General features: G+C 71.6%; 28 protein-coding genes. 14 read left to right on the forward strand and 14 right to left on the reverse strand.

The window, feature by feature from the left end:
• Positions 1-19 precede the first annotated feature (19 nt).
• Positions 20-358, reverse strand: coding sequence for a rhodanese-like domain-containing protein (locus tag NLX85_RS25705; RefSeq protein WP_254339271.1), 339 nt, complete (start codon positions 356-358; stop codon positions 20-22).
• Between the two features lie 34 nt (positions 359-392).
• Here NLX85_RS25705 and NLX85_RS25710 point away from each other — a divergent pair, with 34 nt between their 5' ends.
• Entirely contained in the window at positions 393-1,034 is a 642-nt protein-coding gene (locus NLX85_RS25710; protein WP_254339272.1) for a TetR/AcrR family transcriptional regulator, read from the forward strand.
• 127 nt (positions 1,035-1,161) lie between these two features.
• Here NLX85_RS25710 and NLX85_RS25715 read toward each other — a convergent pair whose 3' ends face one another.
• Together NLX85_RS25715 and NLX85_RS25720 are read right to left on the reverse strand one after the other, a co-directional pair.
• Positions 1,162-2,583, reverse strand: coding sequence for an MFS transporter (locus NLX85_RS25715; RefSeq protein WP_254339273.1), 1,422 nt, complete (start codon positions 2,581-2,583; stop codon positions 1,162-1,164).
• Between the two features lie 334 nt (positions 2,584-2,917).
• Positions 2,918-4,042: an NAD(P)/FAD-dependent oxidoreductase gene (locus tag NLX85_RS25720; protein ID WP_254339274.1), complete on the reverse strand. Its 1,125-nt coding sequence runs from the start codon at positions 4,040-4,042 to the stop codon at positions 2,918-2,920.
• On the opposite strand from NLX85_RS25720, the gene NLX85_RS25725 reads away from it, so the two are divergent.
• Positions 4,029-4,799 (forward strand): TetR/AcrR family transcriptional regulator, encoded by a 771-nt coding sequence (locus tag NLX85_RS25725; RefSeq protein WP_254339275.1) that lies wholly within the window; start codon positions 4,029-4,031, stop codon positions 4,797-4,799. The two genes, NLX85_RS25720 and NLX85_RS25725, sit on opposite strands and share 14 nt — an antisense overlap.
• A 21-nt stretch (positions 4,800-4,820) precedes the next feature.
• Here NLX85_RS25725 and NLX85_RS25730 read toward each other — a convergent pair whose 3' ends face one another.
• The 4 genes from NLX85_RS25730 to NLX85_RS25745 all read right to left on the reverse strand — a co-directional run bounded on the left by NLX85_RS25730 (position 4,821) and on the right by NLX85_RS25745 (position 8,604).
• Positions 4,821-5,240, reverse strand: coding sequence for an MmcQ/YjbR family DNA-binding protein (locus NLX85_RS25730; RefSeq protein ID WP_254339277.1), 420 nt, complete (start codon positions 5,238-5,240; stop codon positions 4,821-4,823).
• A 172-nt stretch (positions 5,241-5,412) separates the two neighbouring features.
• Positions 5,413-6,390, reverse strand: coding sequence for a phosphotransferase (locus NLX85_RS25735; protein WP_254339279.1), 978 nt, complete (start codon positions 6,388-6,390; stop codon positions 5,413-5,415).
• Positions 6,391-6,593: 203 nt separating this feature from the next.
• Positions 6,594-7,208 (reverse strand): hypothetical protein, encoded by a 615-nt coding sequence (locus tag NLX85_RS25740; RefSeq protein ID WP_254339281.1) that lies wholly within the window; start codon positions 7,206-7,208, stop codon positions 6,594-6,596.
• A gap of 160 nt (positions 7,209-7,368) precedes the next feature.
• A complete protein-coding gene (locus tag NLX85_RS25745) occupies positions 7,369-8,604 on the reverse strand; it encodes a hypothetical protein (protein WP_254339283.1) in 1,236 nt (411 codons plus the stop codon).
• A 686-nt stretch (positions 8,605-9,290) separates the two neighbouring features.
• Between NLX85_RS25745 and NLX85_RS25750 the strand changes: the two genes are divergently transcribed.
• Positions 9,291-10,406 carry a MerR family transcriptional regulator gene (locus NLX85_RS25750; protein ID WP_254339284.1) on the forward strand — a complete coding sequence of 372 codons (1,116 nt, stop codon included), beginning with the start codon at positions 9,291-9,293 and terminating at the stop codon, positions 10,404-10,406.
• Between the two features lie 28 nt (positions 10,407-10,434).
• Here NLX85_RS25750 and NLX85_RS25755 read toward each other — a convergent pair whose 3' ends face one another.
• Positions 10,435-11,289 (reverse strand): hypothetical protein, encoded by an 855-nt coding sequence (locus NLX85_RS25755; RefSeq protein WP_254339285.1) that lies wholly within the window; start codon positions 11,287-11,289, stop codon positions 10,435-10,437.
• A 126-nt stretch (positions 11,290-11,415) separates the two neighbouring features.
• Here NLX85_RS25755 and NLX85_RS25760 point away from each other — a divergent pair, with 126 nt between their 5' ends.
• Positions 11,416-11,934, forward strand: a complete 519-nt coding sequence (locus NLX85_RS25760) for a hypothetical protein (RefSeq protein WP_254339286.1) — start codon at positions 11,416-11,418, stop codon at positions 11,932-11,934.
• Positions 11,935-11,953: 19 nt separating this feature from the next.
• On the opposite strand, the gene NLX85_RS25765 is transcribed toward NLX85_RS25760, so the two are convergent.
• Together NLX85_RS25765 and NLX85_RS25770 are read right to left on the reverse strand one after the other, a co-directional pair.
• Positions 11,954-12,172 (reverse strand): SUKH-4 family immunity protein, encoded by a 219-nt coding sequence (locus NLX85_RS25765; RefSeq protein WP_254339287.1) that lies wholly within the window; start codon positions 12,170-12,172, stop codon positions 11,954-11,956.
• Positions 12,169-12,600: a hypothetical protein gene (locus NLX85_RS25770; protein ID WP_254339288.1), complete on the reverse strand. Its 432-nt coding sequence runs from the start codon at positions 12,598-12,600 to the stop codon at positions 12,169-12,171. The genes NLX85_RS25765 and NLX85_RS25770 overlap by 4 nt, the downstream gene beginning before the upstream one ends.
• Before the next feature lie 331 nt (positions 12,601-12,931).
• Between NLX85_RS25770 and NLX85_RS25775 the strand changes: the two genes are divergently transcribed.
• The 4 genes from NLX85_RS25775 (at position 12,932) to NLX85_RS25790 (ending at position 17,436) form a co-directional block, all read left to right on the forward strand.
• Positions 12,932-14,548: a hypothetical protein gene (locus NLX85_RS25775; protein WP_254339289.1), complete on the forward strand. Its 1,617-nt coding sequence runs from the start codon at positions 12,932-12,934 to the stop codon at positions 14,546-14,548.
• Positions 14,549-14,781: 233 nt separating this feature from the next.
• Positions 14,782-15,843 (forward strand): hypothetical protein, encoded by a 1,062-nt coding sequence (locus tag NLX85_RS25780; RefSeq protein ID WP_254339290.1) that lies wholly within the window; start codon positions 14,782-14,784, stop codon positions 15,841-15,843.
• Between the two features lie 207 nt (positions 15,844-16,050).
• Positions 16,051-16,920 (forward strand): DUF6745 domain-containing protein, encoded by an 870-nt coding sequence (locus NLX85_RS25785; protein ID WP_254339291.1) that lies wholly within the window; start codon positions 16,051-16,053, stop codon positions 16,918-16,920.
• A gap of 144 nt (positions 16,921-17,064) precedes the next feature.
• Positions 17,065-17,436, forward strand: coding sequence for a helix-turn-helix transcriptional regulator (locus NLX85_RS25790; protein WP_254339293.1), 372 nt, complete (start codon positions 17,065-17,067; stop codon positions 17,434-17,436).
• Positions 17,437-17,531: 95 nt separating this feature from the next.
• Here the strand turns inward: NLX85_RS25790 and NLX85_RS25795 are convergent, their stop codons facing one another.
• On the reverse strand, positions 17,532-18,092 hold the full coding sequence (locus tag NLX85_RS25795) for a TetR/AcrR family transcriptional regulator (RefSeq protein ID WP_254339295.1): 561 nt from the start codon (positions 18,090-18,092) through the stop codon (positions 17,532-17,534).
• 90 nt (positions 18,093-18,182) lie between these two features.
• Here NLX85_RS25795 and NLX85_RS25800 point away from each other — a divergent pair, with 90 nt between their 5' ends.
• Genes NLX85_RS25800 through NLX85_RS25810 form a run of 3 tightly spaced genes read left to right on the forward strand, consistent with a single transcriptional unit; the run spans position 18,183 to position 20,143 of the window.
• The gene (locus NLX85_RS25800; RefSeq protein WP_254339297.1) at positions 18,183-19,052 is read left to right on the forward strand and encodes an alpha/beta fold hydrolase; all 870 of its coding nucleotides are present in this window, start codon (positions 18,183-18,185) and stop codon (positions 19,050-19,052) included.
• Positions 19,053-19,056: 4 nt separating this feature from the next.
• A complete protein-coding gene (locus NLX85_RS25805; RefSeq protein ID WP_254339299.1) occupies positions 19,057-19,350 on the forward strand; it encodes a hypothetical protein in 294 nt (97 codons plus the stop codon).
• 34 nt (positions 19,351-19,384) lie between these two features.
• Entirely contained in the window at positions 19,385-20,143 is a 759-nt protein-coding gene (locus NLX85_RS25810) for a methyltransferase domain-containing protein (protein WP_254339301.1), read from the forward strand.
• On the opposite strand, the gene NLX85_RS25815 is transcribed toward NLX85_RS25810, so the two are convergent.
• The 3 genes from NLX85_RS25815 to NLX85_RS25825 all read right to left on the reverse strand — a co-directional run bounded on the left by NLX85_RS25815 (position 20,126) and on the right by NLX85_RS25825 (position 22,603).
• Complete coding sequence (locus NLX85_RS25815) at positions 20,126-20,572, reverse strand: MerR family transcriptional regulator (RefSeq protein ID WP_254339303.1); 447 nt, start codon at positions 20,570-20,572, stop codon at positions 20,126-20,128. The two genes, NLX85_RS25810 and NLX85_RS25815, sit on opposite strands and share 18 nt — an antisense overlap.
• Before the next feature lie 85 nt (positions 20,573-20,657).
• Positions 20,658-21,362, reverse strand: a complete 705-nt coding sequence (locus NLX85_RS25820; protein ID WP_308210822.1) for a response regulator transcription factor — start codon at positions 21,360-21,362, stop codon at positions 20,658-20,660.
• Positions 21,359-22,603, reverse strand: a complete 1,245-nt coding sequence (locus NLX85_RS25825; protein WP_254339305.1) for a sensor histidine kinase — start codon at positions 22,601-22,603, stop codon at positions 21,359-21,361. The genes NLX85_RS25820 and NLX85_RS25825 overlap by 4 nt, the downstream gene beginning before the upstream one ends.
• A 202-nt stretch (positions 22,604-22,805) precedes the next feature.
• Here NLX85_RS25825 and NLX85_RS25830 point away from each other — a divergent pair, with 202 nt between their 5' ends.
• From NLX85_RS25830 to NLX85_RS25840, 3 genes are read left to right on the forward strand one after another with little or no spacing between them, the layout of a single operon-like run.
• On the forward strand, positions 22,806-23,234 hold the full coding sequence (locus tag NLX85_RS25830; RefSeq protein WP_254339307.1) for a DUF6220 domain-containing protein: 429 nt from the start codon (positions 22,806-22,808) through the stop codon (positions 23,232-23,234).
• On the forward strand, positions 23,231-25,225 hold the full coding sequence (locus tag NLX85_RS25835) for a multicopper oxidase family protein (RefSeq protein ID WP_254339309.1): 1,995 nt from the start codon (positions 23,231-23,233) through the stop codon (positions 25,223-25,225). Before NLX85_RS25830 ends, NLX85_RS25835 begins: the two co-directional genes overlap by 4 nt.
• A complete protein-coding gene (locus NLX85_RS25840; RefSeq protein ID WP_254339312.1) occupies positions 25,215-25,496 on the forward strand; it encodes a hypothetical protein in 282 nt (93 codons plus the stop codon). The genes NLX85_RS25835 and NLX85_RS25840 overlap by 11 nt, the downstream gene beginning before the upstream one ends.
• The last annotated feature ends 14 nt before the right edge of the window (positions 25,497-25,510 follow it).

A 25,510-nucleotide genomic window follows, 5' to 3' on the forward strand; every position in this document is an offset into this window, starting at 1 on the left:
ACGACCTCCCCGCACCGGTTCAGCGGGTGAGAGCCCCGGACTCGGTGGGCAGTCCGGCGCCCACCCAGTCCTCGATGCCCTCGGCGTACTTGCGGACGTTCGTGTAGCCGAGCGCGGTGAGGCGGTCGGCCACCCGGCCGCTGTTCGGGCAGGCCGGGTTCGAGCAGTAGGTGACGACGGGCGCGTTCCGGTCCGGCAGCAACTCACCGGCGCGGTCGGCCACCTCGGCCTCGACCAGCGGGACGGCGCCGGGCAGGTGCTGCCGGGCGTAGTACTCGCCGCCCAGCGCGTCGACGACCGTGACGGTCCCCGCGTCGATGGCGGTACGCAGTTCCTCGCGGCTGATCCGGGCAGTCATGACAACCTCCAGAGAAGTGGACTACAGTCCGTTTATGCCTGGGAACGATAACGGACCGCGGTCCGCTTATGCCACTCCCCCGCCGGAACTCGTCGAGTTGCGTACGACACCTCCGCGGGAGCGGGCGGACGCCGCCCGCAACCGGGCCGCCGTGCTGGACGCCGCCGCGGCCCTCTTCCGCGAGCACGGCGTCGAGGGGGTCTCCATGGAGGCGGTGGCCGCCGCCGCGGGAGTGGGCAAGGGCACCCTGTTCCGGCGCTTCGGGGACAAGGCGGGGCTGGCCACCGCGCTGCTCGACACCCACGAGCGCGCGCTCCAGGAGGCGATCCTGTTCGGCCCCGCGCCCCTCGGGCCCGGCCCGGCCGAGGCGTCGCCGCCGGCACGGGACCGGCTGCACGCCTTCGTCGAGGCGTACCTGGACTACCTGCTGGACCACCTCGACCTCGTCCGGATCTCGGAGACCGCCGCGCCCGGCGCCCGGTACCGGATCGGGGCGTACCGGTTCTGGCACCGGCACGTGACCCTGCTCCTCGCGGGCCGCCCGGATCCGGCCGCGGAGGCGCACACCCTGCTCGCCGCGCTCGCCGCCGAGCACGTGCGCGCGGCCCTCGACGACATCGGGGCGGACCGGCTACGAGCGGCGACGCTTCGGCTGGCCGCCGCCCTGACCACCTGACGGTCGCGCCCGCTGGGCGCGGCACCAGGGCGGGAACCCCACTCCGAGGGCTGTTGTCGCAGACCGGCGCCGGTGGATCAGCCAGGCTGGGACTGATCCACCGGCGGGTTGGCCCGTTGTCCCCGGATCAGCCGACGCTCACCGCCTCGGCGTCCTCGGCCGGCTGGCGCCTGGCGCCGCGCAGGGTGACCCCGGCGACGACCGCGCCCGCGGCGGCGATGATCCCGGCGCCGACGAAGGCGGCGGAGTAGCCGTCGGTCAGGGCAGGCAGGTCGCCGAGCTGGTCGGCGCCGGCGGACGAGGCCACCGCGGTCATGGCGGCCAGACCGAGTGCCGAACCGACCTGGTAGCTGGTGTTGACGATGCCGGAGGCGAGTCCACCCTCCTCGGGCCGGGCGCTGGAGATGGCCGTGCCGAGCGACGGGATGAATGCCAGGGACATGCCCAGCGCCGCGACCAGGGAGGCGGGCAGGACATCGACGGCGAAGGTGCCGTCGGGCCGGACCAGCGCGAGCCAGCCGAGCCCGACCGCCAGGATCGCGAGGCCGGTGACCACCATGGGCTTCGGGCCGAACCGGGCGATGGCCCGCGGGGCGAGCGCGATCATGCCGACCATGATGAGGATCGTCATCGGCAGCAGCGCGGCGCCGCTCGGGAAGGCGCTGTAGCCGAGGACCTGCTGCAGGTAGAGGTTGAGGAAGAACCACATCGGGATCCAGGCCGCGCCGAGCAGCAGCTGGGCGATGTTGGCGGCGGCGAGGTTCGGGGCGCGGAAGATGGACAGGCGCATCAGCGGCTCGCGGCGGGACGCCTGGATGGCGAGGAACGCGGCCAGGGCGACGACGGCTCCGGCGAGGACCAGCCAGGTCTGCCCGGAATCCCAGCCGACCTCGGGGGCGCGGACGATTCCGTAGACGGCGGCGCCGAGGCCGACGGTCACGGTCAGAGCGCCGAGAACGTCGAGCGAACCGCGGCGGGTGCCGCCGGCGGGCATCAGGGCCGGGGTGGCCAGGAGCGCGAGCGCGGCGATGGGGATGTTGACGTAGAAGACCCAGGGCCAGCTGATGTACTCGGTGATGACGCCGCCGAGGAAGACGCCGGCGGTGCCACCGGCGGGCGCCGCCGCGCCGTAGAGCGCGAGCGCGCGGGTGAGTTCTCTGGGTTCGGCGCCGAAGAGCATCATCAGCAGGGTGAGGGCCGACGGGGCGATCAGCGCCGCGCCGGCGCCCTGCACGGCGCGGGCGGCCAGTTCGGCGGTGACGCTGTCGGCCAGGCCGGCGACGGCCGAACCGATGAGCAGGATGAGCCAGCCGGCGGCGAACATGCGCCGGGCGCCGAGCAGGTCGGACAGCCGGCCGCCGAGCAGCAACAGACCGCCGAACGCGACCACGTAGGCGTTGAACACCCAGGACAGGTCCTCCGGTGAGAAGCCGAGATCAGCCTGTATGCGTGGTAGCGCGACGCCGATGATCGAGGTGTCCATGATGACCATGAACTGGGCCAGGGCGATGAGTCCGAGGGCCCACCAACGCTTCGAGCCGGATGACATTGCGACCACTCCTTCGGTTACCCCTAGGGGGTATGGGTAGATGCAAAGGTTTACCCCCCGCCCGTATCCGTTGTCAAGTCTCGTCTCGCATACGCGCCGCTGACCCGACAGGGCGGGTCGCCCCCGTGACCTCATACGGGGCAGGGGTATGCTGAGGACGCTTGCGTTCGTGACGCGCCGTGGCAGCGGGAACGGCAATGACGAGGAGACGCACATGCGCGGCGTCGATGGAGCTGCGGCTGCCGCGGTGACAGTGGTGGGTGCGGGATCACCGTGGAGTCGGCGTCGGCGGCCAGAGCCTCCACAAGGGCGAGGCCGGCTGCCTCGCGCGTCGTCAGTTCGCGGTTGTCGGCTCGGTGGGCCGTGGCGTGAAGAAGCGGACGATGTCGTCGGCTGCGCTGGGCGACAGCATCATCGCCTGGACTCGTGCGGACATCTCGGCGATCGGGTGGACCCTGGCGAACATCGCCTCCTCGTACGCCTGGATCGCCGAGTCCGGGTCGGCGGGGCTGCCGGCCAGTGCGGCGGCGAGTTCGGCGGCGTCGAGCATGGCCTGGTTGGCGCCCTCGCCGACCGGCGGCATGAGGTGCGCGGCGTCACCGATGAGGGTGACGCCCGGCTGGTGAGCCCAGCGCGTACCGGTGGGCATCGCCTCGATCCTGCGGGGGATCGGCGGGCTGTCACCGGCTTCGATGAGCGCGGTGAGGCTGGGGTCCCAGCCGTCGAACACGTCCAGCAGAGCGCGCCTGCTGCGGTAGGCGTCCAGGTGGCCGTCGTCCGCGGGTAGCGAGATCCCGACCCGGATGCTGCCGTCGCCGAGCCGTTGCGCCGCCAGGATCTGGCTCACGCCGATGCACCAGAGGTTTCCGGGGCCGACCAGCTCGGCGAGTTCCGGGTGGCGCCGGTCGGCGTCACCGATGCCCAGCTCCACCAAGGTGGCCACGGAGGAAAGTGTCGCGTCGGTCAGCAGCGGCCGGACGACCGAGCGCGCGCCGTCCGCGCCGACGAGGACGTCGCAGTCGGCACCGTGGCCGCCCTCGAACGTCAGCCCGAAGCCTCCGTCGGGTCGTGGCGTCGCCGCGACGAGCCGGTGGCGCCAGGCCACCGCGTCGCCGGGGAGCGAATCGAGCAGGAGATCACGCAGTGCGCGGCGGTCGATCTCGGGGCGTCCGGAGAACGAGCCGGGTTGCGGCCTGTGGTGCACGAGGGTGCGTCCGGCCGGGTCGAGGATGCGATGTTCCTCGCCCTCCGGCCGCGCCTCGGACCGGAACCGGCCGGCGAGGCCCGCCGCGGCCAGGGCCCGTTGCCCGGACTCCGGGTGCAGGTCGAGCGATCCGCCCTGTGATCGCGCGGATCGGCTCGCCTCGCGTTCGTAGACCACCGCGTCGATGCCGTGCAGGTGCAGGATGCGGGCCAGCGTCAGGCCGCCGAGGCCACCGCCGGCGATGGCAATTCGCATCAGAGCCTCCGTTTGCCGTACGCTGTATCCCGTGGATACGCCGTACGGTAGCGCACCGCTGCCCGTCTGGGAACGACCCGAGCCTCAGCCGCGGGCGGCGCCGGTGCCGCTGAGCCGCGCGAAGATCGCCGCCACGGCGATCCGGCTCGCCGACGCACACGGCCTCGACGGGCTGTCGGTACGCAAGATCGCCAAAGAACTCGGCGTGGGTCCGATGCGGCTCTACGACTACGTGATCAACAGATCCGAACTGCTCGATCTGATGGTCGACGCCGTGTACGCCCAGATCGCCGAGGCCGGCCAGCACTCAGGGTGGCGCGCCACCGTCCTTGCCATCGTCCATCGGACCCGCGAAGCCGCCCTCGAACACGAATGGTTCGCCGACCTGCTCGGCGCAAGGCCACACCTGGGACCGCACGCGCTCGCCGTCGGCGAATCGACCGCGGCGGCGCTCAGCCAGGCCCCCGGCGTACGCGGTATCGACGGCCTCCAGCGGGCCCTGGGAGCCCTCAACGCGTTCATCGTCGGGGCGCTCCGCAGGGAGATCACCGAGAGACGCACCGCCCGTTCCACCGGCACCGACGTGTCCGCCTGGCAGGCCGCCCTCGGACCGTACCTGACCCGCATGCTCGAAACAGGCCGCTACCCCACCGTCGCCCGGCTCGTCGTCGACGGCGCCCACCTCGACGCCGAGGAGACCTTCCACCACAACCTGGTCACCATCCTGGACGGCATCACCGGCCATCCCCACACGTGACCACCGCTCACAGGCCGGCGGTCAGCAGGTGGGATGCGCCCTGCTCGGGTCCGGGTCCGGGTCCGGCGAGTCGATGGCGCCGTCGAGGTCACCGACGAGCGGGTCCGGGGCACGCATGCGCCACGCGTCGGTCACGAGCTCCTTCAGCCGATCGACGCCCACCTGCGCCAACCGCAGCATGACCAGGGGCAAACCGTCATACGCCGGCGTGGTGAAGAAGACCTCGGGCTCGCCGAGGAGCAGTGCCTGCTTCTCCGCCTCGTCGCCCACGTACAGCACCGCGATGTCGGTCCGGATGCGGCGCGACGTGCCGGGTCTGCGCTCGGGGTAGGACCAGACGAAGCCCTTGTCGGCAACCCGGAAGTCGAAGCCGTCACTGTCGATCTCGACCACGTGGGGCAGCGCCAGCGCCAGGCGACGGATGTCGTCCGCGTCAGCCATCGACGTCACTCCGGGACACCGCCTCCTGCATCCGTACAGCCTAACCGCCGCGCTGCGGACGGCCGACTCGACAGCGAGGCGACCTGTGCGGGCCTTGTCGGAGCGAGCCCTCGCCCATCTGAGGGACCTGCCGTCCGAGAAGACCCCGTGCAGGTCGCGGGAGCGGAACGAGTCAGGCTGCGGCGAGCGCCTTGGTGATGTTCCACTCGGCCAGATCCAGCATCCACTTCCGATCCGGGAAGTCGGTGTCCGCGATCCGCAGTGGCCCTTCGATCAGGGACAGCGTCTGCGCGTACCGGTAGAGCTCCAGCCGGTGGGGATCGAGATCGACCGGGCGCAGCGCGGAGTAATTGACGCCGAAGCGCATCTGCAGCCAGGCGTGGTCCCATTCGACATCGAAATACGTCAGGCCCTCAAAGTCGATCACGACGGCCTCGCCGGCCGGTGTGGCGAGGACATGATCCGGACCGAGTTCACCGTGCACCAGCCCGTACTCCTCGCGTGCGACGACCGCGCTCCTGAGGTGGCGTACGTGGGCGGCGATGCGGTGATGCGCGTCGGCCAGTCGGGCGTCGCGGGCGGCCGCAGCGTCGAGGTGGCCGAGCGCGCGGTCGACGATCACGTCCTCTGGGCGTCGGGTCTGGGACGCCTCGCCCCGGGCGATGGCCGCGAGCTTGCCATAGTGCGGGCCAAAGGTGGTGTGCATGCGGCGCAAGGCGTCACCGAGCGCGGACAGGGGCACGGCGGCCATGGCGGGATCGCGTTCCAGCAACGCCTCCAGCCGTAGCGCCCCGGCGTCTTCGACCAACGCGATGTCAGCGTCGAGGTAGCGGCCGTCCAGGTCGAGCATCATCAGGTGCGGGACACGCACTCCTGCTGCGGTGAGCGCCGCGTGGTTGGCGGCGAAGAGGCAGGCGCCCGACGCGTCCGTGAACGGGTCGTCCGGGACGGTGGGTGACGGCGGCCAGTAGTTCTCGCCCGCAGCCCACACATACAGCACCACGGTGGTCCGGTCGTTCAACCGAAGCCGGTAGACGCCCTTCTTGCTGCCGCCGGTGAGTCGGTCGAGGGCAGAAAGCCGCCGGTCGGAGCCGAACTGTTCCGCCACGAGGCCGTGCAGATCATCCGGCTGCAGGAACGCCCGCGTCATTGTTGCCTCTCGTCAGGTCGACCGGCCACGATGCCAGGCCAGGTAGCGGCGCACCACCGAGTTACCGCGCCGGCCACCACGGCCTGCGCCGCACGCGGATACGGCGTTCTCTCCTCCCGCGAGTCGCGCGGTCTCGCCGACGGCCGGAATCCGCCGAGAACCGCGTTCGAGTGAGCTGCCGCGAGGCCGGGCCGCATCGGATCTCAGCCGCGCGTGGCATCCGGAACGAGGACGGCGGACGGAAACCGGCCTTGCCGGACGTGGCGGAACCCGACGGTCAGCGCGTCCGGCGGCAACCCGAGGCTTGTCATGATCGCTACATGCTGTTCCTCGGCGAACCTGTCGCCGTCCGCGTTTCGCAACGCTGCGGCGATTCCGTCGAGGTCTGGGGCGCCGACCGAGAACGGCGCGAACGCTGCGGCGTCGTCCCCGAGCGGTCCTTCGGGGAGTTGTCCGGGCGCGAGAACCTTGCCGTCGAGCCGTGGCTTGAACTGTCCGTCGTCGTCCTCGAACCACTCCACGACCATCGCCAGATCGGAGACGTAACGATGTACCTCGCCACCGTCCTGGAAGACGCAGCACTGCACCACGTCCGAATCGAAGACCACCGAGGTCAGCACCGGGCCGCTCAGCCGCTTGCTGACCAGCGCGGCGATCGGCGGTAGCTCCGCGACGCCGAAGGCATCCTCGCGGGGGATGACCGCTACGCGATCCTTGGCGACCGGCACGACCAGGGCGCTTCGTCCGGTCTCGGTCACCGCCTCCACGACCGCGGCGAACTCCGCCGCGACCAGGATCGTCTCGTAACTCGTGCCCATCCCGGTCCCCGTTCACCCGCTGATCAGCGAAGGGTACCCCCGGCTCGGGGACCCAGACCGCAAGCGGCATCCACCACGACCCGGCCACGGCCTGACGACCCAGGGCGACGCTGCCATCATGCGCGTTCGGCCGTGGTGTTCCGGGCCGGCACGTCCGGGGTCAGGCGCGCGGTCCGGTCGGCTGGCCCGGCACGTACTCGAGCACGACCGCCCTCAGGTAGCGCGGGTTGGTGGGGAGATCGGCCGCTCCCACCGCGAACATCAGCGGGCTGCCCGGGGTCCCGGTGATCCCGTGCAGGCTCATGCCGACCGCGCCCGCCGGCTGCGGCGCGGGCATGCCGACCCACGCGCCCCTGCCGAACGTGGCGAGCGCTGCGCTCGGCGCCGGGGAGTTCTCGATGAGCCACGGCAGCCCGGCCGGGTCGGTCGCCACGTCGGGCAGCGCGCCTGCCGGCGCGTCCCGGAGGATCTCGAAGGATCCACCAGCGCCGCGCACGGCCAACCCACCGTCCCCGACCGCCCACAGCTCGCCGGACGAGCGACCCGCGAGCGCCTTGAACGAGGATTCCTGTTCGGTGCTGCCGACCGGCACCGTACGCCAGCCTGAGCCGTTCCAGTGGAAGAGCAGCGGGCCCTTGAACCCCTTCCAGGCCCCGTTGCCGGCGGCCCAGACGTCATCCGAGCGGAAGGCCTTGATCGCGGTGAAGGTGCAGAAGTTCGGCATGCCACCGAAGGACGCGCCGCCGGTGCGGCACTCGGCGGGCGACCGGTGCGACCGCCAGGACCGGCCGTCCCACTCCTCGATGATCACCTCGCTGAGCTGATTGCCCACCATCCAGGTGTGTCCGCCCGCGACGGTGAGTCCGGTGATCAGCGCGTAGCTCCTGCTGTCGCGTTGCGGGAGGGGCACCTCGCGCCAGGCGGTTCCGTCGTAGTGCAGGACGTGCGTCACCTGGGCCTCCGGGCCGGCGGCGGCCGCGCTGCCGACCACCCAGACGTTCGAGGGCGAGTCGGCCGCGACGAGGTCGAACCGACCGTGCCACGTGATCGCCGGCAGCGCCGCGCGTGCCCAGCGCGTCCCGTCCCACTGGAGGATCAACGGGGTGCCGGTGTCGTTCGGCTGGTCGGGCGAGTAGGCCTCGCTCCCGACGGCCCACGCGTGCGTGGCGTCCACCGTCGCGACGTCCCACAGCACGCTGGTCGGCCCGGCGAGTTCCGGCAGCGTGGCCTGGCGCCAGGCCGGTGCCGGCGCGTCGGTGACGACGGCCTCGGGCGACCCGCTGGCGGCGGTCGCGGCGGGTCCCGAGGGTGCTGCCGAGGTGCTCGTGCCGGCGCGTTCGCCGGTGCAGCCCGACGCGAGCAGAACAGCGGCCACCGTCACGGCAATCTTGCGCATGACGCCGATGATCGCAGGGCGGCGCCAGTGCTCGGCACCAGGAAAAGTGGGTGGCCTCGCCGGTCCGTCCCGCCCTACCGTGTCACTCGTTCGTCGTCTCCGACCCACTCACAGAGGACTTCACCCAGCGTGACGCCGCCTGCTCTCTAGACCTGACACCTTCCCGCGCATCGGTCGCCGACGTCGCCGTCGGCTCTTTTCCCATGCCTTCCGTCAGGTCTTCGGAGAGATCATGTCTACGCGTCCTCATGTCGTGCTGCCCTGGATCCTTCGCGGCACGCGCCTTCCCCTGCTCCCGCGCCGCTGCGTCCACTGCCATTCCGGCCTCGTCGGCCCGGAGCAGGACTCATGCTGGCAACTGCTCGACCCGTCCCCTCGCGAAAGCCCCTGGCCGGTCCAGCTTTCGGCCGTCCTCGACGACACCGTGCCCCGTCGCCCCGTGCGTCGTGCCATGGGCCGCCGCCGCGGGCCTGAGCCGCGGCGACAGGCAAGGTGGCCGCGCGCCGGGCTGCATCACGCGGCGGTCCGCGCGCGGTCGCTCATGACCGGGCCCGAACGAGGGGCCCGATACCGGCGAGGAAGGTGAACGCCCGGGTACACACCACGGTGCCGACGGCCGGAAACTCGTTCGTGCCAGCAGCGAAGCACTTGCTCCTCACGCGGCGTCAGGGCACATGATCGGTGGCGTGGAGGAGCACCTGACCGTGGGACGTGTGGCGGAGTTGGCCGGCGTCAGCGTCCGCACACTGCACCACTATGACGAGATCGGCCTCCTGGAGCCGTCCACCCGGACCGCGGCTGGGCACCGGGCCTACTCCGCGAGCGATGTGGAGCGGCTCCGGGAGGTGCTCGCCTACCGGCGGCTCGGCTTCGGGCTGCGGGAGATCGCGGATCTGGTTGACGATCCGGCCACCGACGCGGTCGCGCACCTGTGCCGACTGCGCGGGCTGCTGATGGACCAGCGCGACCGCGCTGCCGCCATGGTGACGGCCATCGACAGGGAACTGGAGGCACGAGCAATGGGAATCAGGACGACACCGGAGGAGCAGCTGAGGGTGTTCGGCGCGCAGTTGTACGACGCCATCGGATCCGCGTACCCGGCGACGCGGCGCACCGAGCCACGGATCGCCGCGCGCATCTGGGATGCGTTGGGGGACGCACGGACGGTGTTGAACGTCGGGGCTGGCACCGGCTCCTACGAACCACCGGACCGGGACGTCACGGCGGTGGAGCCGTCGGCGGTCATGCGGGCGCTGCGTCCCGCGGGCGCGGCGCCGTGCGTGGCCGCCGCCGCGGAGAGCCTGCCGTTCGAGGACCAGTCCTTCGACGCCGCCATGGCGGTCAGCACCGTCCATCACTGGCCGGACCCTGTCGCCGGGCTGCGTGAGATGCGGCGGGTGGCCCGCCGCGTGGTGGTGTTCACGTACGACGCCGACGACACCGGTTGGCGTCAGCGGTTCTGGCTCACCCGCGACTACCTGCCGGAGTTCGCGGACCTCCTCGTCGGCTGGCCGTCCCTGGCCGACCTGACCCGGGCGATCGGAGGACGGGCGGAGCCGGTGCTGGTCCCGTGGGACTGCACCGACGGCTTCTTCGAAGCGCACTGGCGCCGGCCCGAGGCGTACCTCGACGAGCGCGTACGCCGCGCGGTTTCGGTATGGACCAGAGTCGGGCCGCAGGCGGAGCAACGGGCAGTCAGCACACTGCGCGAAGATCTTTCCTCCGGCCGCTGGGCCGAGCGCAACCGCGACATCGTCGCCCTCGACACGGCAGAGCTCGGTCTCCGCCTGCTCGTCGCCTGAACCGCCGTGCGCGAGCTGGTCGAGTTCGTCAGGGCCGGTTGTGCACGAACCACGCGTCACCGGCGGACAGGGCCACGGCCACCTCCCACCGGTTCAGGTCGAGGTTCGCGGCGAGCGCCTTGAGCTGGCCGGCCGCGGTCCACGCCTCGTCACCCGGTGCCGCACGACGACCCACCTGGAACTGCAGCATGGTGCCCCATGACGCGACCAGGCGGGCGTCCCACCGGTGACGCCACTGCGCCAACACCTCGGCGAGCCTCTGCTGGTACTCCCGGGTGAGCGCACCGTAGAAGTCCACCCAGTAGCCCGAGCTGCGGACGTCGCTGGTGGGCAGCAGCATGAGCAGGACGCTGTTCGGCGTGTACCAGTAGTCGGTCTGCGTCACGAACCGCACGCTGGCAGACACCCGGGCGTAAAGGTCGGCGTCGGCGAGCAGCCGGTCGTACAGTGCCCTCTCCAGCGCCTGACGCTCAATCGGCAGCGCCACATCCGACACCAGGGCCGTCAGGTCGACGCCGGCCACGCCACGCGCGTAGTACTCGACCTCGCCCTCGTCGACCTCGTCGTCCTCGCTGTGGTGGCGGTAGATCAACCAGGGATCGGAAGCCTCGGCCGCCTCGACGAACGCGCGCAGCTCCGCCTCCGACGGGCCCGGCTCGGGGTCGGGCCGGAACCTCAGCGTGTGGTCGAAGTCGTCGGTGACCAGGACGGGCCGGCGACCGAGGACCGGCACCAGCGCGTCGGCAGCCTGCCAGGCCTCGTGCAGGCGAGCGGGGTCGACGTCGGCGACGAGGACGGTGCCCGCCGGGCCGTGCCCGATCGGCAGGCCGGCCAGTGACGTGCCGACGAACGCTGCTTCGATCTGGTCGAGGTCGTTTCGCACGGTAGGAGTGTCGCCGATCATCGACGCGGCGTGGGGGTGGGTCCTCGCCGGGGAGGTCGGTGGCTGAGCGGGCGGGCGGGAGACCGGGACGGCGCGGGACGGCGGCGTGTGATCTGATCCCTGCCGATGACGACACCGGACGCTCCCGCCACCGATCTCGACGCCGACGCGGCCACGCCGCCGCACGTGCGCCGCATGATCGTGCTGATGCTCGCCAACCTGGCCCTGAGCACCCTGCTCGCCGGCTTGGTGCTGGTCTTCCAGGAGCATCTGCTGGACTACCAGCTCGCCCACCTCGACCTCCCCGCTGGCACCGACCTGACCGCCGCCCGAGAGACGATGCGCTCCTCGGCGTGGTCCCGCGTGCTGCCCGTGGCGCTGGTCGCGCTCGCCTACCTGTGGGTGATCCACGGGTTGCGGCTGGGCGAGCGCAAGGCGTACCGGCAGGTCGTCTTCATCTCGGTGATCGTGCTGCTCGGCTCCGGCCTGACCCTGTTCCAACCGTTCCCCTGGTGGCTGCGGGCGATCAACGTCGCCAAGGCGCTCGTGGCGGTCGCGCTGCTCTTCCTGGCCAGCCGCCGCCAGGTCCGCGGCTGGTTCGCCGCGACCAACCGACACCACGTCGCCGACCGCTACTCGTCCTGACCTCCCGGCCGGGGCACGATCACCCGTAGAGCGAGCGGGCTCCCGGGCTGTTGCCCTTGAAGCGTTGACCCATGGCGATCTCCTCGGCGACCACCGACCAGACGGTCTCGTCGTCCTGGAAGGGAAGCGGGTCAATGCGGTTCGTCTCCTGACGGATCCGCTCGACCTCGCGCTCCAGGCGCGCGAAGTCAGCTTCCTCGTCGCCGCTCACCAGGTCTGCCGCCGCGACGGGCTTCATGGCGCGTGCTCGGGTTCGGCGGCGGGCAGGCGCTGGGCCAGTTCGCGGCGGAGCTGGTCGCGCCCGGGGCTCATGTAGGTGAGTGGGACGACGATCTCGTACGGCCGGCTCTGGCCATGCCCTGCCCATTCCCACCGCTTGAGCGGCGGGCGGGTCCGGTCCGGGTCGGCCGGCTCGATCACCAGGAATGGCTTCCACCGACCCCTGATCCCGGCGCGAGAGATGTTCGACCACTCGATGGCCAGGGTGCGCTCGCCCGGACCGGCCACTTCGAGGTGGTCTCCGGTGAGCCGCAAGGGCAGCCGTGCCTGGTGGCCGGAGGCCCATGGGTGGGCCGGCCGCGCGGCGAGCCGGAAAATCAAGAACCACAGGAAAGGCATCCACAGCCCGTCCCACCACGTGTCGCCGGCGGCCAGGTTGATGGTCACACCTGCCACTGTCAGGGCGGGGAGCGCTATCGCCAGCTGGGCGATCGCACGGCCCCCCGAGCGTCTGAACTCGATGGTGGAAGGCTCATCGATGGCGGCCACGCCAATCGTTCTGCCCGGCCGGTCCGACAGCCAAACGGCGCTGGGAAGGTCGCCGAGACCGTGCCGCCGGCCGTCCACTGTGTAACGGCCCCGGGCGGGCGGTCGCCTGAACCGGTGGAGCGGCGATCTTGTCGCTCGCCCGGCGCCGGCATCCCCACCAGGGTCCGCCGGCTCGCTGTGGCACCACGGGGTAACCACCGAAGGGAGACCGCACGTGCGGTTTCGCGCAGTGACCGGTTCAATCCTGGCGTCGACGCTGACCGTGGCGGCCGGCCTCGTCGCCGCCGTCGCACCCGCCTCAGCCGCGGGCACCACCGCGCTTCTGGAGGGCGTCACGGGCGTCGGCGACGTGGCCGCCGGCGGGGGCCATGTCTTCGTGGCCACCGAGCAAGGCGTCGTCGTCGCCGACCCCCAGGGCACGCCCACCAGCACGATCAACCTTCCCGGCGCCGCCGGTCTGGCCCTCACGCCGGACGGCACCCGCCTCTACGCGGCGCTCCGCAACTCCAACGAGGTGGCCGAGGTCGCCACCGACACCCTCACGGTCGTGCGGCGCATCGCACTGGCCGACAATCCGTGCCCGTCGCACCTCGCGCTGGCCGGCACCCGTCTCTGGGTCGGCTACGGCTGCGGGCAGGCGTACGGCGGCGTGGTGGGGCTCGACGTGAGCGCGGCCGACCCGCAGCCGTACGGGCTCACGTTCAACAAGTACGGGGCTCCGGTGGTCGCCGCCGCCGGTCGCACCGTGGTGACCGGCGAGCTGGGGCTCGGCCCGGGCAGCCTGGAGGTGTACGACGTCAGCACCACCCCCGCGACCAAGCGCGGCGAGATCAGCGGCCACACCTACGGCCTGGGCGACCTGAACGACATCGCCATCTCGGCGGACGGCTCGACGGTGTACTCCGCGTTCAACAGCCCCGACCAGTTCGACGCCTGGGACACCACGACCCTCGCCCGGCTACGCAGCTACGGCGCGGACGAGGCCGGCAGCGGGATCCCGAAGTCCGTCGCCCTCAGCCCGGACGGCACGCACCTCGCCGGTGCCCGGATCTCCGGCCCGTTCGTCTCCGTCTTCGACACGGGCACGACCCCGACGTACGCGGACACCAACCCGACCGGCGAGACGGTCCCGAGGAGCCTCGCCTTCTCCGGTACCGACGTCTTCTCCGTCCTGCGGGGCTGGTCGAACGGGCAGTTCTACCTCTGGCGCCTGAAGGGCGCCCTGCTTCCGCCCTCGACGCTGGCCCTGACCCCACCGGCCGAGGCGACCGCGCTCGCGCCGCTGGCCCTGACCGGCCGGCTGACGCTCTCCGACGGGTCGGCCCCGGGCGAGCAGCCGCTGGTGGTGACCCGCCAGCTGCCCGACGGCACCCGCTCGACGCTCGACGGAGTGACCACGGCCGCGGACGGCAGGTTCACCGTCACCGACACGGTGCCGGTCGTCGGGGACGTCCGGTACGACGTCTACTGGGACGGCAGCGCGGCCTTCCGCTGGAGCAGCGCCTCGCTGACCGTCACGGTGGCCCCGCACCCGTCGTCCCTGACGCTTGCCGGGCCGACGAGCGGGACGGCCGGCCGGCCGCTCACGTTCACCGGGGTGCTGGACCTCGGCGGCCTGACTCCCCCGGCCGGCGCCACCATCGGCGTCTGGCGTGACGTCACGAACCGCACCGGGACCTCCACCACCTACCTGCCGGAGGTGCGCCCGGCCGGCGACGGCTCGTTCAGCTTCGTCGACGCACCCCCGACCGGCGGCCAGTACACGTACTCCGTCTACTGGTACACCCCGGTGTTCCAGGCCGCGTACGCCAGTCACGCGGTCTCGGTCCGCGGCGCCGGCGCCTGACCGGCCTCCAGCGCGACGGTGCCCGGCGCGGTCACGAACCGCCCGGGCACCGCCGCAACGGCGACGGCACCACGAAGCAGGCACCAGCTGGCCGGTAGGGGTCGCCGTAGCCCGGTCGGACTGCCCCCAACCCCATGCAACCCGGCCATTCGAGGGCTGCACTCCCCCGGTGGAGGGAGCGCGTCCCCCTCTGCCGGGAGGACAGCCCGCCGGTCGCCACAGAGCATTGCCCCATGACCATCAGGCCTTGTTCTGTCAGTCCCGGGGTGGCTGGTCGAGTTGTCGACCGATGCCACGGGGAGCGGAAGACCTCGTGGGCGATGGCCTGCGGCGTGTTCGTCGCCGCCGAAGTGACTCTGCGCGCGTACTGGATCGCGGGTGGCCGGTGGGGTTACACCGCCTGCGACCGCACCAGTCTGGTCGACCCGACGGGCGGATGCGGCGCGGACCGGGTGGAGACACTGCCGTTCTGGACGGGATGGGGAGCGGTGGGGGTGGGCGCTGTCCTCGCGGTGCTTGTCGTGTGCGCGGTCCGGTTCCCCGGCCGCTGTTCGGTCGCCGGCAGTTGGGCGGCAGCGGTGCCGCTCCTGGTGCTCGCGTTCCCGCTGCATCTGCTCTTCGAGATCCCCGCGGCGTTGGCGGGACGCCCCTCGGACTGGCGCGATCTCGGCGCACGCGTCGCGCTGGCGACCGGCGGTCTCCTGTTCACCGGGCTCGCCAACGCCTGCGCACCCCGGCGCGGAACACGGGAGGCCGGGTACCAGCCGGTGCCGCGATGGACCCGCCGCTGGGCGTACGTGGCGGTCGCTCTGCCGGTGGTCGGTTGGGCCGTGCCGCACGGGCTGTGGGTGCTCGGCGTTCCGTTCGGAATTCCGCAGCGGCACCTGGATGACATCCACCGGAACCTCTCGACCTGGACCGGCGTGGCGATCACCCTCGTCCCGCCACTCGCCGGCCTGCTCGTTCTCGGGTTGACACAGCGCTGGGGGCAGCACTTCCCACGCTGGGTGCCGGGACTGCGGGGGCGACCGGTTCCCCGGCTCCTGGCGGTGGTCCCCGCCGGGGTGGTGGCGCTCACGCTGGTCACCTACGGCGTCTTGAGCATCGCCGTGCTCGTGCGGCAGGTTCTCACCGGCGACATGCACTGGTCGGACGTGCGTGAGGGGTGGGCGGTGACCGCCACCCTGCTGGTGTTCCTCTGCTGGGGAGTGGCACTGGGCGTCACCACCACCGGCTACGCGATCGCTACCCGGCCCCGCCGGGAGCGGGCCACGAACACCGGCCTTTCGCTCTGAGCAGCCGGCCTGCCCCGGCACGGCTCCCTCGATCGCGCGGTTCCGGTGCACCACCCACCGGCTTCCGCGCCGGCATCGACCTGCACGATCATCGACAACATCCGGGGAGGCAGCCGGCAGGTGGAGAACCGCCTTGCGCCGGTGCCGCCCTACGGGCCATAGTCGTTCCATGATCTCTGACCGGAAGGGCGGCTACGCCCCGGCGCGGTGAGCGCCCCCGCGCGGCGCGACGACGCCGCGAAACCATTACCGGCCGTGCGCAGCGGCACACCTCACGACCTGTGGCAGCAGGCCATCCGGATCCGCCAGGAATGGCTCGACCACGCCCTGTCCACGCAGCCGGCGGACAGGTCGACCGCCGAGCGCTGCCTGACCGCCATCTACGCGAGGGCATCACGGCCGCGACCCCGGTTCGAATGGGTCGACTCGCCGGACAAGGCGCGCCCTCTGATCAACGGCTGGCCCACCCTCGATCAACTCTACGAGCGCATCCGGGACCCCCGGCCGCGCGGGACGCCACCGCTGGCGAGCGACATTGCCATGATCACCTCACAACTGCGCGGCGCGCTGAGCGCGGGCGTCACTCACACCGATCCAGAACTGTCACCCGTGCGCACGAGCAAGACCAAGGAACCATGGCCCGAACTAGCGCCGCTGCGGGCGCTCGACAGCGGCGTTCCGCTCGCTGTCGTGCTGCACCAAGGCGTACGCACGGCGTTGCACCGGAGCCTCGCGCACGGGTACTGCCTACCCGTGCGTGCGGCGCTCGCGGGCGACGGCCCGGTGCCCGTGTGCTGGTACGGGCAGCAGGACGCGTCATGGATCGCCTACTACGACGTGCTGCATCGGCTCGGCCTTGCCCGGTACGGGCCGGACGAGGCCGAACACCTCGACGCCTGGGCCGGTCTGGCCCGCTCCTGCGGCTGGTGGTGGCCGGGCGAGGACGTCTGCGTCGTGGTGGACCGGCCCCAGGCGATACGAACCGAGCCGGCGTCCGGAACAGTGCACGACCAGATCCGACTGCAACCTCGCGGCGTGCGCTACCGCGACGGCTGGCAACCACTCCTGAGCAGGTGAGCTGAGTCGGCAGCCGGCCGGGACGGGCACCCGCCAGTCCCGGCCGGCCCCTCCACCCCCGGCAACCCGCAGGACGAACTGCCCGCGGACTGTCGGTGGCCCGGTCGCGGGTTATGCCAGCCTGTTGATGCTGTTGGTGGAACGATGCATGACGTGGGAACCCCGAAAACCGCTGCACCTGCTGTCTCGCCGCTTGCCGGCGAGCCGATCAAACGTGCCGATGCCGAACGGCTCGCGGGAGTGCTGAAGGCCGTCGCCGACCCGGCCCGGCTGCGACTGCTCAGTCTGATCCAGTCCGCTCCCGAGGGCGAGGCGTCCGTCAGTGACCTCACCACGCCGCTCGGCCTCTCCCAGCCGACCGTCAGCCATCACCTCCGGATCCTCACCGAGGCCGGCCTGCTCGAGCGGGAGAAGCGGGGCGTCTGGGCGTACTACCGCCTGGTGCCGTCCGCGCTCGCGGCGATCGCCGAGCTGTTGACGCCGCCCCGCAAGCGGGCGACCAGAAAGGCCCGCTGACCGGCGCCGCCGTAGCCTTCCGGCGTCGGCCACCGGCAACCCGCTCCCGTCAGTGGACGTCGTCGGCGGCGGCGCCGTTTCGTCCGGCGGGACGGTCAGTCCGCGACGCCCCCGTCGAGCAGGCGCTGCGCGGCTGCGCGGGCTTCGCGGGCCGGCTCGGGGCTGCCGGCGATCGCCGCGGTGACCATCGCCCCGTTCGCCAGGATGAGCAGCTGCCCGGCGCGCGCGGGAGGCTGGCCCGCGGCCGCGACGAGAGCGGCGATGTGCTCGGCGAAGGCCCGCTTGTGGGTGCGGACGATCTCGACGACGTTCTCCGACGCCCCGCCGAGTTCGGCGAACGAGTTGATGAAGGCGCACCCTCGGTAGTCGGGCTGGCCGAACCACTCGTAGAGGTAGTCGAAGACCGCCAGGATCCGCTCCGTCGGGGTCGTCCGCGCCGACGTGTACGCCTCCAGCTCCGCGCGGATGGCCAGGTCGCGCCGCCGCAGCACCGCCTCGACCAGGTGCTCCTTGGACGGGAAGAGCTGGTAGGTGCGCTTGAGCGAGACGCCGGAGGCGGCCCGGATGGCGTCCATGCCGACGGCCTGGATGCCGCGCTCGTAGAAGAGCGTGTCGGCCGCGTCGAGCAGCCGGGTCTCGGCCGTCGTGTGGTCCATGTCAAAGCCCCTTGCGCGGAGAACTGTCGTTCTCCTACGGTAGCAACCAGTCGGAGAACGATCGTTCTCCATTGTCGCCGAGGAGCGGGCATGTCGCCTTTCGCCACCCGTCATCACCTGGTCACCGTCGCGGGCCAGCAGGTCTTCTACCGTGAGGCCGGCGATCCGAGCCGGCCGACGTTGGTCCTGCTGCACGGCTTCCCCACCAGCTCGCACATGTTCCGCAACCTGATCCCCGCGCTGGCCGACGAGTTCCACCTCGTCGCGCCCGACCACGTCGGCTTCGGGCAGTCGTCGGCCCCGCCGGTGGACCAGTTCGACTACAGCTTCGAGCGGCTCACCGAGATCACGCTCGGCCTGCTCGACACCCTCGGCATCGACCGGTTCGCGCTGTACCTGCACGACTACGGGGCACCGATCGGCCTGCGGGTCGCCAGCCGCCACCCGCAGCGAGTCACCGGGCTGATCACCCAGAGCGGCAACGCCTACACCGAGGGCTTCACGCCGTTCTGGAACGTCCTCTTCGACCACGCCAAGGACCGCCAGGCCCACGAGCCCGCGGTCCGGCGGCTGCTGGAGGTTGAAGCGACGCGCTGGCAGTACGTCCACGGCGTGCCGGCTGACCGCCTCGACCGGATCGCCCCGGAGACATGGCTGCTCGACCAGGCCGGCCTGGACCGGCCCGGCAACAAGGAGATCCAGCTGCAACTCTTCTGGGACTACCAGTTCAACCTGGACGTCTACCCGGACTTCCAGCGGTACTTCCGTCAGCACCAGCCGGCCACGCTCGTCACCTGGGGCCGGCACGACGAGATCTTCGGCCCCGCCGGCGCCGAGGCGTACGCCCGAGACCTGCCCGACGCCGAGATCCACCTGCTGGACACCGGCCACTTCGCGCTGGAGACCCACGGCGACGAGATCGCAGGCCTGATCCGCGCCTTCCTGCGGCGGACGCGGTAACGCCATGTCCTCCGCCACCCTGCGGTCACGAACCAGCCGGCGGGAGGCCAGGGTCGTCGCGCTGAGCGCGGGCAGCATGCTGCTCGGCGCGGCGGCCCTGCTCGCCGTCACCGAACAGGTGACCGGTCTGGACGTGTTCGCGTTGCCCTTCGTCGCGTCGGCGGCGGTCTGCGTGAGCGCTTCGGCCAGGTCACGCGCCGGCGACTGCTCGGCTCAGGAGAGCTGGTCGAGCATGACGCCGCAGGCCCGATTCGTGCCTACCGACGACGCGTCATCCACTGGTGGGACGGCCCCTTGACTTCAGGTCGACCTGAAGTCGGAGGGTGTCGCCCATGAGCGAAGACACGATGGACGCCACTGCCGGACTGATCGCGCGACTCGACGCCGCGGAGACCGAGCCGGGCGTGGTACGTCTACGACACCGCAGCTACGAACTGCTGGAACTCTCCCCCGGCGCCTCCGTCGTCGACGTGGGCTGCGGCACCGGACGCGCGACGGCCGAACTCCACCAACGCGGCGCCGCCGCGATCGGTGTCGACCCGGACGAGCTGATGATCGCCACGGCCCGCCGCCGCTGGCCGGCAGCCGAGTTCCGGATGGGCAGCGCCGAGTCCCTCCCGCTCCCCGACCAGGCGGTGTCGGGCTACCGGGCGGACAAGGTCCTGCACCTCCTGCCGGACCCCGCCGCGGCGCTGGCGGAGGCACACCGTGTGCTGACCCCGGGTGGACGGATCGTGCTGGTCGGACAGGACTGGGACGCGCTGATGGTCGACTCATCCCACCCGGACCTCACCAGGGCGATCCTGCGCAGCCAGGCCGACTCCCTCCCGAGCCCCCAGGCGGCCCGGGCCTACCGGAACCTGCTCCTCGACGCCGGATTCCAGGACGTCACCGTCGAAGCGCACACCGGCATCTTCACCGAACCCGGATTCCTGCCGATGGTCGAGGCCTTCGCCGCCAAGGCCGTCACCGCGGGTAACGTCACCACTGAGCAGGGTGCTGCCTGGGTGCGCGACCAGCGGTCCCGGGCGAGCAGCGGACGACTGTTCGTGGCCCTTCCGATGTTCGTCGCCTCAGCCCGCTGCCCCTGATCCCTCCGATCTGACCTCCCGCTGGAGGGCGGGTACGTGAGGTGCGGCCTGCGGCCCGATCCGCTCGCGGACCATGGCCTGGTAGTGCGGGCACACGGTGAAGTCCTCGTGCTCGCACTCCAGGCCCCCGTCGATGAACCGCAGCGAGTCCTGCAGCGCGTCGATGCGTGCGACGAGGCCCACGCGGTGACGGAGCAGGATCTCCCGCCGCCGCGCCGGCACGGCGGAGGTCACCAGCTCACGGATCTGCTCCAGCGACAGTCCCGCCTCCTTGGCGCGCAGGATCGTCGCGACCCGGTACAGGTCGGCGGAGCGGTAACGGCGGCGCCCGGCCACGACCCGGTCCGGCGTCAGCAGCCCCACCGACTCCCAGTGCCGCAACACGTGGGTGGCCAGCCCGAACGTGCCGGCAATCTCACCGATCGTCATCGTCGCCTCGTCGCGTGGCTGCATACCGACCGACCTTAGGCCGCGGTCAGGCCAATCACGGCTGGTGTCGGAGTCCTCGGTCCGCTCAGGGTGCCATGTTCGGGCTGACCAGTCCTGCCTGATAGGCGATGACAACGAGTTGCGCACGGTCGCGCGCACCCAGCTTCGCCATCGCGTGGCTGACATGGGTGCGCGCGGTGGCCGGGCTGAGGAACAACTTGTTCCCGATCTCGTTGTTGCTCAGGCCCTGTCCCACGAGGGCCAGCACTTCGCGCTCGCGCTGGGTCAGCACCGCGAGCCGGCCCTCCGCGGCCTGATTGACTGTTCGTTGCGCGGTGAACTGGCCGATGAGGCGTCGGGTGATCCGCGGCGCGAGCAGCGCTTCTCCGGCGGCGACCACCCGGATGGCGTGCAGGAGCTCGGCGGGTCCGGCGTCCTTGAGCAGGAAGCCGCTGGCGCCGGCTTGTAGCGCCTCGAACACGTGGGCGTCGGTGTCATAGGTGGTGAGGATGAGTACCCGGACCTGTTCCAGCCCGTGCGTCCCGGTGATCTGGGTGGTGGCTTGGATCCCGTCCAGCTTCGGCATGCGGATGTCCATGAGGACGACGTCCGGGCGGTTGGCGCGGGCCAGCGCGACGGCTTCGGCGCCGTTGGTGGCCTCTCCCACCACCGTGATGTCGTCCTCGACGTCGAGCAGCATCTTGAACCCGGATCGCACGAGGCCCTCGTCGTCGGCGAGCAGCACCTTGATCGGAGGGTTGCCTGATGGCGACGCGTCCGGCGCGTTCACAGGCGGGACCCGGTCGGCGCGAGGGGCAGCCGGGCCGTGATCTCGAACCCTCCGGCCGGAGTCGGCTCGGCGTCGAGTTCTCCGCCCAGCAATTGACAGCGCTCGCGCATTCCGAGGATCCCGCGGCCGGGCCTGGTCGAGCTGCCGGTGCCGGTCGGACGCCGGGGCGACACGTGCGAGCCCGCCGGGTGATCACCTGGGGCGGCCCGGCGGCCCTCATCGGTCACGCGGATCTCCAGGACGTCGATCCCCGGCTTCAGGGCTACCGTCACCCGGGTCGGACCGACGTGGCGGATCACGTTGGTGATCGATTCCTGCAGGATCCGGTAGGCTGCGCTCCCCACCGCGCTCGGCAACGGCGCCGCGGGCGGGGTCTGCTCGAGATTGATGTCGAGTCCGGCAGCGCGGGCCTTGGCGGTGAGTTCGTCGATCTGCTCAAGCCCGGGGTACGGCACGCGCCCGTCGTTCTCGTCACGGAGCACTCCGAGGATGGCCCGCATCTCTCGCAGCGCCCGAGAGCTGGTCTGTTCGATGGCTTGCAGCGCCTCGCGTGCCACTTCCGGCCTCTTGTCGAGCACGTGCGCGGTGACACCGGACTGGACGTTGATGATCGCTATGGCGTGCGCGACAGTGTCGTGCACCTCGCGGGCGATCCGGAGTCGTTCAGCGTCGACCCGCGCCCGCGCCTCCTCCTCGCGAGTTCGCTCGGCCAGCTCGGCGCGGGCCTGAGCTTCGGTGGCGATGACCCGTCGGGACCGGACGGACTCGCCGAGGGCCGCGCTCATGACCGACGCACCGATCCGGAAGAACACCCAGCCGATGGCGGCGCGTGGCTCGATGTCGGCCGCCGCGATGAGCCACCCGACGGCCAGCACGGTGGTTCCCACACCCGCGATCACCAATGACCGGCGGCCGTCACCGTACGCGGTGAGGGTGTACAGGGCGACGAAGAGCCCGAGCCAGCCCGGTCCGTCCGGGAAGTCGAGGCTGAAGTACACCAGGCTGGCGAGGGCGGTGGTGACGAACACCGGAACCGGCCACCGGCGGCGGACCGCCACGACCAGGCCACTCAGCGCGAGCAGCGCGAATCCGAGGTTTCCGAAGTCGGTGAGCGGGCGCGGCGCCCCGTCGGCGGCAACCTTGGCGACCGTGCCCTGCACCTGCATCACGGCGATGAAGAGCGCGAGCGCCACGTCCTGCGCCACCACCCGCAGGGGAAACGACACGGCACGCTGATCCATGCGGTGATCCTACGGTTCGCACCCGTGGACGACGCTGCGCCCGAACGCGCGACCTGCTACGCCGGCGGGCGTAGTGAGATACGAGGCCGTCTACGCCCAACTGCGTAGATGCTGCCTCCCGCTGCCCGAGGCCACGGCAGCCGCCCCGGCGCGACGATCACCGCCATGACCGATCACCTCCACCCGCTTCGGGGGGCGCGCCATGCGTAGATTCTTCGCCGGCCTGGCGGCCCTGCAGATGCTTGCCGTCGTCACGCAGTTCTTCCTGGCCGCCAGCGGTGCGTTCGACACGGCGCCCAACGACGAGTCCTTCCAGCCCCACCGCGCGTTGGGCGGCGGAATTGTTCTGATCGCGGTCCTGGTGACCGTCCTCGCCGCGACCGCCCGGATGCCCGGGCGGCTCATCGGGATGAGCGGCCTGGTCGCCGGGCTCGCGCTCGTCCAGTTCGTGATCAAGGGGATCGCCACAGCGCTCGACGGCACCGCCGGCGGGCTCGTCTTCGGCCTGCACGCGGTCAACGGTCTCGCCATCATGGCGGTGACCGGGATGGTCGTCCGCCAGGCCAGGCAGCTGTCCAGGTCAGCTACGCCGCTGTCCGGGGCGGCCACGCCCGCGCGACAGGCGCCATGACCACCGGGCTGTGGATCGTTCTGGATCACGTCGCCGCGCTGCTGAGCGTCGCCGCGTGGTTCGCGGCCGGCGTCACACTGGCGCTGCGGCGTACCCGGCTGGCGCCTGCCGTCCTCGTCGCCGCGGTGCTCGTGACGCTTATCCGGGTGGGCACCGTGGCGATGCTGGCCGGCAGGGGCTGGTGGTTCGTACAGGAGAAGGTGCTCCTGGGGTTGCCGATGCTGGGGGCCGCCGCGGCCGGCGCCGTGCTGCTCGCCGGCCCGCGACTGCTCGCGGCGAGGCGGGGGCGAGGCACCGGCTGGTCGGTGTCCGGCGTCGTTGCGGTGTTCACCGCGGCTTACGCGGCGCTGGCCGGTCTGGTGGTGACCTTCCTGGTCGGGTACCCGCTGGCCTTGAGCACGGCTCTGATCACGATCTCGCTGGTGTGCGCCGGCGCGTTGCTGACCATGCGAGTGGTCGCGCCGGCCGCCGAGGAGACCGCCGGTGGGGGCGTCCCGCTGGTGCTGGGGGGACGCCTGATCTCGCGTCGCCGGTTCCTCGGTTGGAGCGGCGGTGCGGCCGCGCTGACGGCGGCCGGCGCCGGCACCGGACTGTCGTTCCTCCCCGCCGAGGCGGTGACGGTGGGAGGGGGCGCCGGACGCTCGTCCCGAGCGGCGGTGTCGGTGGCCGACCTCCGGGGCCCCGGCTCACCGGCACCGGGCGGCACCGTGCGGCGACACGTGCTCACCGCGAAGAAGGCCACCGTACGGCTGGCGTCCGGAGGCGAGATGGACGCGTGGACCTACAACGGCGAGGTCCCGGGTCCGGCGATCAGCGCGATCCAGGGTGACCTGATCGAGGTACGGCTGCGAAACGACGACATCGAGGGCGGGGTGACCCTGCACTGGCACGGCTACGACGTGCCGTGCGGCGAGGACGGCGTGCCGGGTCTGACCCAGCTGGCCGTGCGACCCGGTGAGGAATTCGTCCACCGGTTCCGCGCCGACCAGGTCGGCACCTACTGGTACCACACCCACCACGCGTCCCACGTGGGCGTACACAAGGGGCTGTACGGAACCCTCGTCGTGACTCCACGCCACGGGCAGCTAGCCGACGGGCCTGCCGCGGCGGAGCAGCTGGACCTGACCCTGCCGGTGCACACCTTCGACGGCACCGTCGTGATCGCGGGCAGGGACGGCCGCACCGAACACCCCGCACCGCCCGGCACCACCGTGCGGCTGCGACTGATCAACACCGACTCGAATCCGCACCGGATCGTCCTCGCCGGAACCCTGTTCCGGGTGGCGGCCGTCGACGGCCGGGACCTCAACCAGCCCGACGAGGTCCGCGACGTCGGGCTGCGCCTGCCCGCGGGCGGGCGACACGACCTGGTGTTCCGCATGCCGGGCACGCCCGTGACACTCGTCGTCGACGACGATCGTGACGGCGGACTGCGCCTACGCCCGCATGGTGACGTCCCCGGCGATGCGGGCGTCGAGGACACGTCGGCCCTGCCGGAGCTCGACCTGCTGCGGTACGGAGCTCCGGCCGCCAGGCCCTTCGGCGCCCGCGACGCCGACCGGCACTTCACCCTGGTCCTCGACGGCGGGCTCGCTGTGGTGGACGGCCGGCCGGCGTACGCGCAGACCGTCAACGGCCGGGGCCATCCCTCGATCCCCGACCAGCTCGTCACCGAAGGCGACATCGTCCGGTTCACCGTCGTCAACCGGAGCCTGGAAACGCACCCCTGGCACCTGCACGGCCACCCGGTGCTGGTCCTGTCGAGGGACGGGACACCGTCGACGGGCAGTCCCCTGTGGCTGGACACGTTCGATGTGCGGCCGGGCGAGACCTGGGAGGTCGCCTTCCGGGCCACGAATCCCGGGATCTGGATGAACCACTGCCACAACCTGCCCCACGCGGAGCAGGGGATGATGCTGCGGCTCCGCTACGACGGCGTCACGACGCCATTCGGCGGCGCGCATGGCGAAAGCCCGGGCCATGGCCACTGACCCGGCCCGCGCCGACGGCCGGTCCGCCCCGTGCGCAAACGACCTCAGGTCGGATCTTCTCGTCCTGGTCGACAGGCACACCCGGGCCGTCATCGACGCCGAACTGCACCGGCTGGCCCGCCGAGCCCCGTCGCTCTCCCCTGCCGACCTGGCCTTCGTCAACACGGTGCTGGAAGACCTCGCCGAGTCGGCGATTCTCGCCCCGCTGCGGAACGCACCACGGAACAGCGCGCCTCTGCTGACCCGCATTTTCGACGCCGAACACCGATGACATGAGGAGAAGAT

This window comes from Micromonospora sp. A3M-1-15 (assembly GCF_024213425.1).
In the GTDB taxonomy this organism is placed as follows: Bacteria; Actinomycetota; Actinomycetes; order Mycobacteriales; family Micromonosporaceae; genus Micromonospora; species Micromonospora chersina.

What these genes read in the sequence shown, in the direction of transcription:
- NLX85_RS25795 (WP_254339295.1), bottom strand. Translation starts at nt 18,092, where the DNA reads ATGGACCACACGACGGCCGAGACCCGGCTGCTCGACGCGGCCGACACG.
- NLX85_RS25800 (WP_254339297.1), top strand. Translation starts at nt 18,183, where the DNA reads ATGTCGCCTTTCGCCACCCGTCATCACCTGGTCACCGTCGCGGGCCAG.
- NLX85_RS25810 (WP_254339301.1), top strand. Translation starts at nt 19,385, where the DNA reads ATGAGCGAAGACACGATGGACGCCACTGCCGGACTGATCGCGCGACTC.
- NLX85_RS25805 (WP_254339299.1), top strand. Translation starts at nt 19,057, where the DNA reads ATGTCCTCCGCCACCCTGCGGTCACGAACCAGCCGGCGGGAGGCCAGG.
- NLX85_RS25715 (WP_254339273.1), bottom strand. Translation starts at nt 2,583, where the DNA reads ATGTCATCCGGCTCGAAGCGTTGGTGGGCCCTCGGACTCATCGCCCTG.
- NLX85_RS25760 (WP_254339286.1), top strand. Translation starts at nt 11,416, where the DNA reads ATGACGACACCGGACGCTCCCGCCACCGATCTCGACGCCGACGCGGCC.
- NLX85_RS25745 (WP_254339283.1), bottom strand. Translation starts at nt 8,604, where the DNA reads ATGCGCAAGATTGCCGTGACGGTGGCCGCTGTTCTGCTCGCGTCGGGC.
- NLX85_RS25840 (WP_254339312.1), top strand. Translation starts at nt 25,215, where the DNA reads ATGGCCACTGACCCGGCCCGCGCCGACGGCCGGTCCGCCCCGTGCGCA.
- NLX85_RS25765 (WP_254339287.1), bottom strand. Translation starts at nt 12,172, where the DNA reads ATGAAGCCCGTCGCGGCGGCAGACCTGGTGAGCGGCGACGAGGAAGCT.
- NLX85_RS25815 (WP_254339303.1), bottom strand. Translation starts at nt 20,572, where the DNA reads ATGACGATCGGTGAGATTGCCGGCACGTTCGGGCTGGCCACCCACGTG.
- NLX85_RS25740 (WP_254339281.1), bottom strand. Translation starts at nt 7,208, where the DNA reads ATGGGCACGAGTTACGAGACGATCCTGGTCGCGGCGGAGTTCGCCGCG.
- NLX85_RS25705 (WP_254339271.1), bottom strand. Translation starts at nt 358, where the DNA reads ATGACTGCCCGGATCAGCCGCGAGGAACTGCGTACCGCCATCGACGCG.
- NLX85_RS25790 (WP_254339293.1), top strand. Translation starts at nt 17,065, where the DNA reads ATGCATGACGTGGGAACCCCGAAAACCGCTGCACCTGCTGTCTCGCCG.
- NLX85_RS25735 (WP_254339279.1), bottom strand. Translation starts at nt 6,390, where the DNA reads ATGACGCGGGCGTTCCTGCAGCCGGATGATCTGCACGGCCTCGTGGCG.
- NLX85_RS25825 (WP_254339305.1), bottom strand. Translation starts at nt 22,603, where the DNA reads ATGGATCAGCGTGCCGTGTCGTTTCCCCTGCGGGTGGTGGCGCAGGAC.
- NLX85_RS25780 (WP_254339290.1), top strand. Translation starts at nt 14,782, where the DNA reads ATGACCATCAGGCCTTGTTCTGTCAGTCCCGGGGTGGCTGGTCGAGTT.
- NLX85_RS25830 (WP_254339307.1), top strand. Translation starts at nt 22,806, where the DNA reads ATGCGTAGATTCTTCGCCGGCCTGGCGGCCCTGCAGATGCTTGCCGTC.
- NLX85_RS25835 (WP_254339309.1), top strand. Translation starts at nt 23,231, where the DNA reads ATGACCACCGGGCTGTGGATCGTTCTGGATCACGTCGCCGCGCTGCTG.
- NLX85_RS25710 (WP_254339272.1), top strand. Translation starts at nt 393, where the DNA reads ATGCCTGGGAACGATAACGGACCGCGGTCCGCTTATGCCACTCCCCCG.
- NLX85_RS25730 (WP_254339277.1), bottom strand. Translation starts at nt 5,240, where the DNA reads ATGGCTGACGCGGACGACATCCGTCGCCTGGCGCTGGCGCTGCCCCAC.
- NLX85_RS25725 (WP_254339275.1), top strand. Translation starts at nt 4,029, where the DNA reads ATGGCAATTCGCATCAGAGCCTCCGTTTGCCGTACGCTGTATCCCGTG.
- NLX85_RS25720 (WP_254339274.1), bottom strand. Translation starts at nt 4,042, where the DNA reads ATGCGAATTGCCATCGCCGGCGGTGGCCTCGGCGGCCTGACGCTGGCC.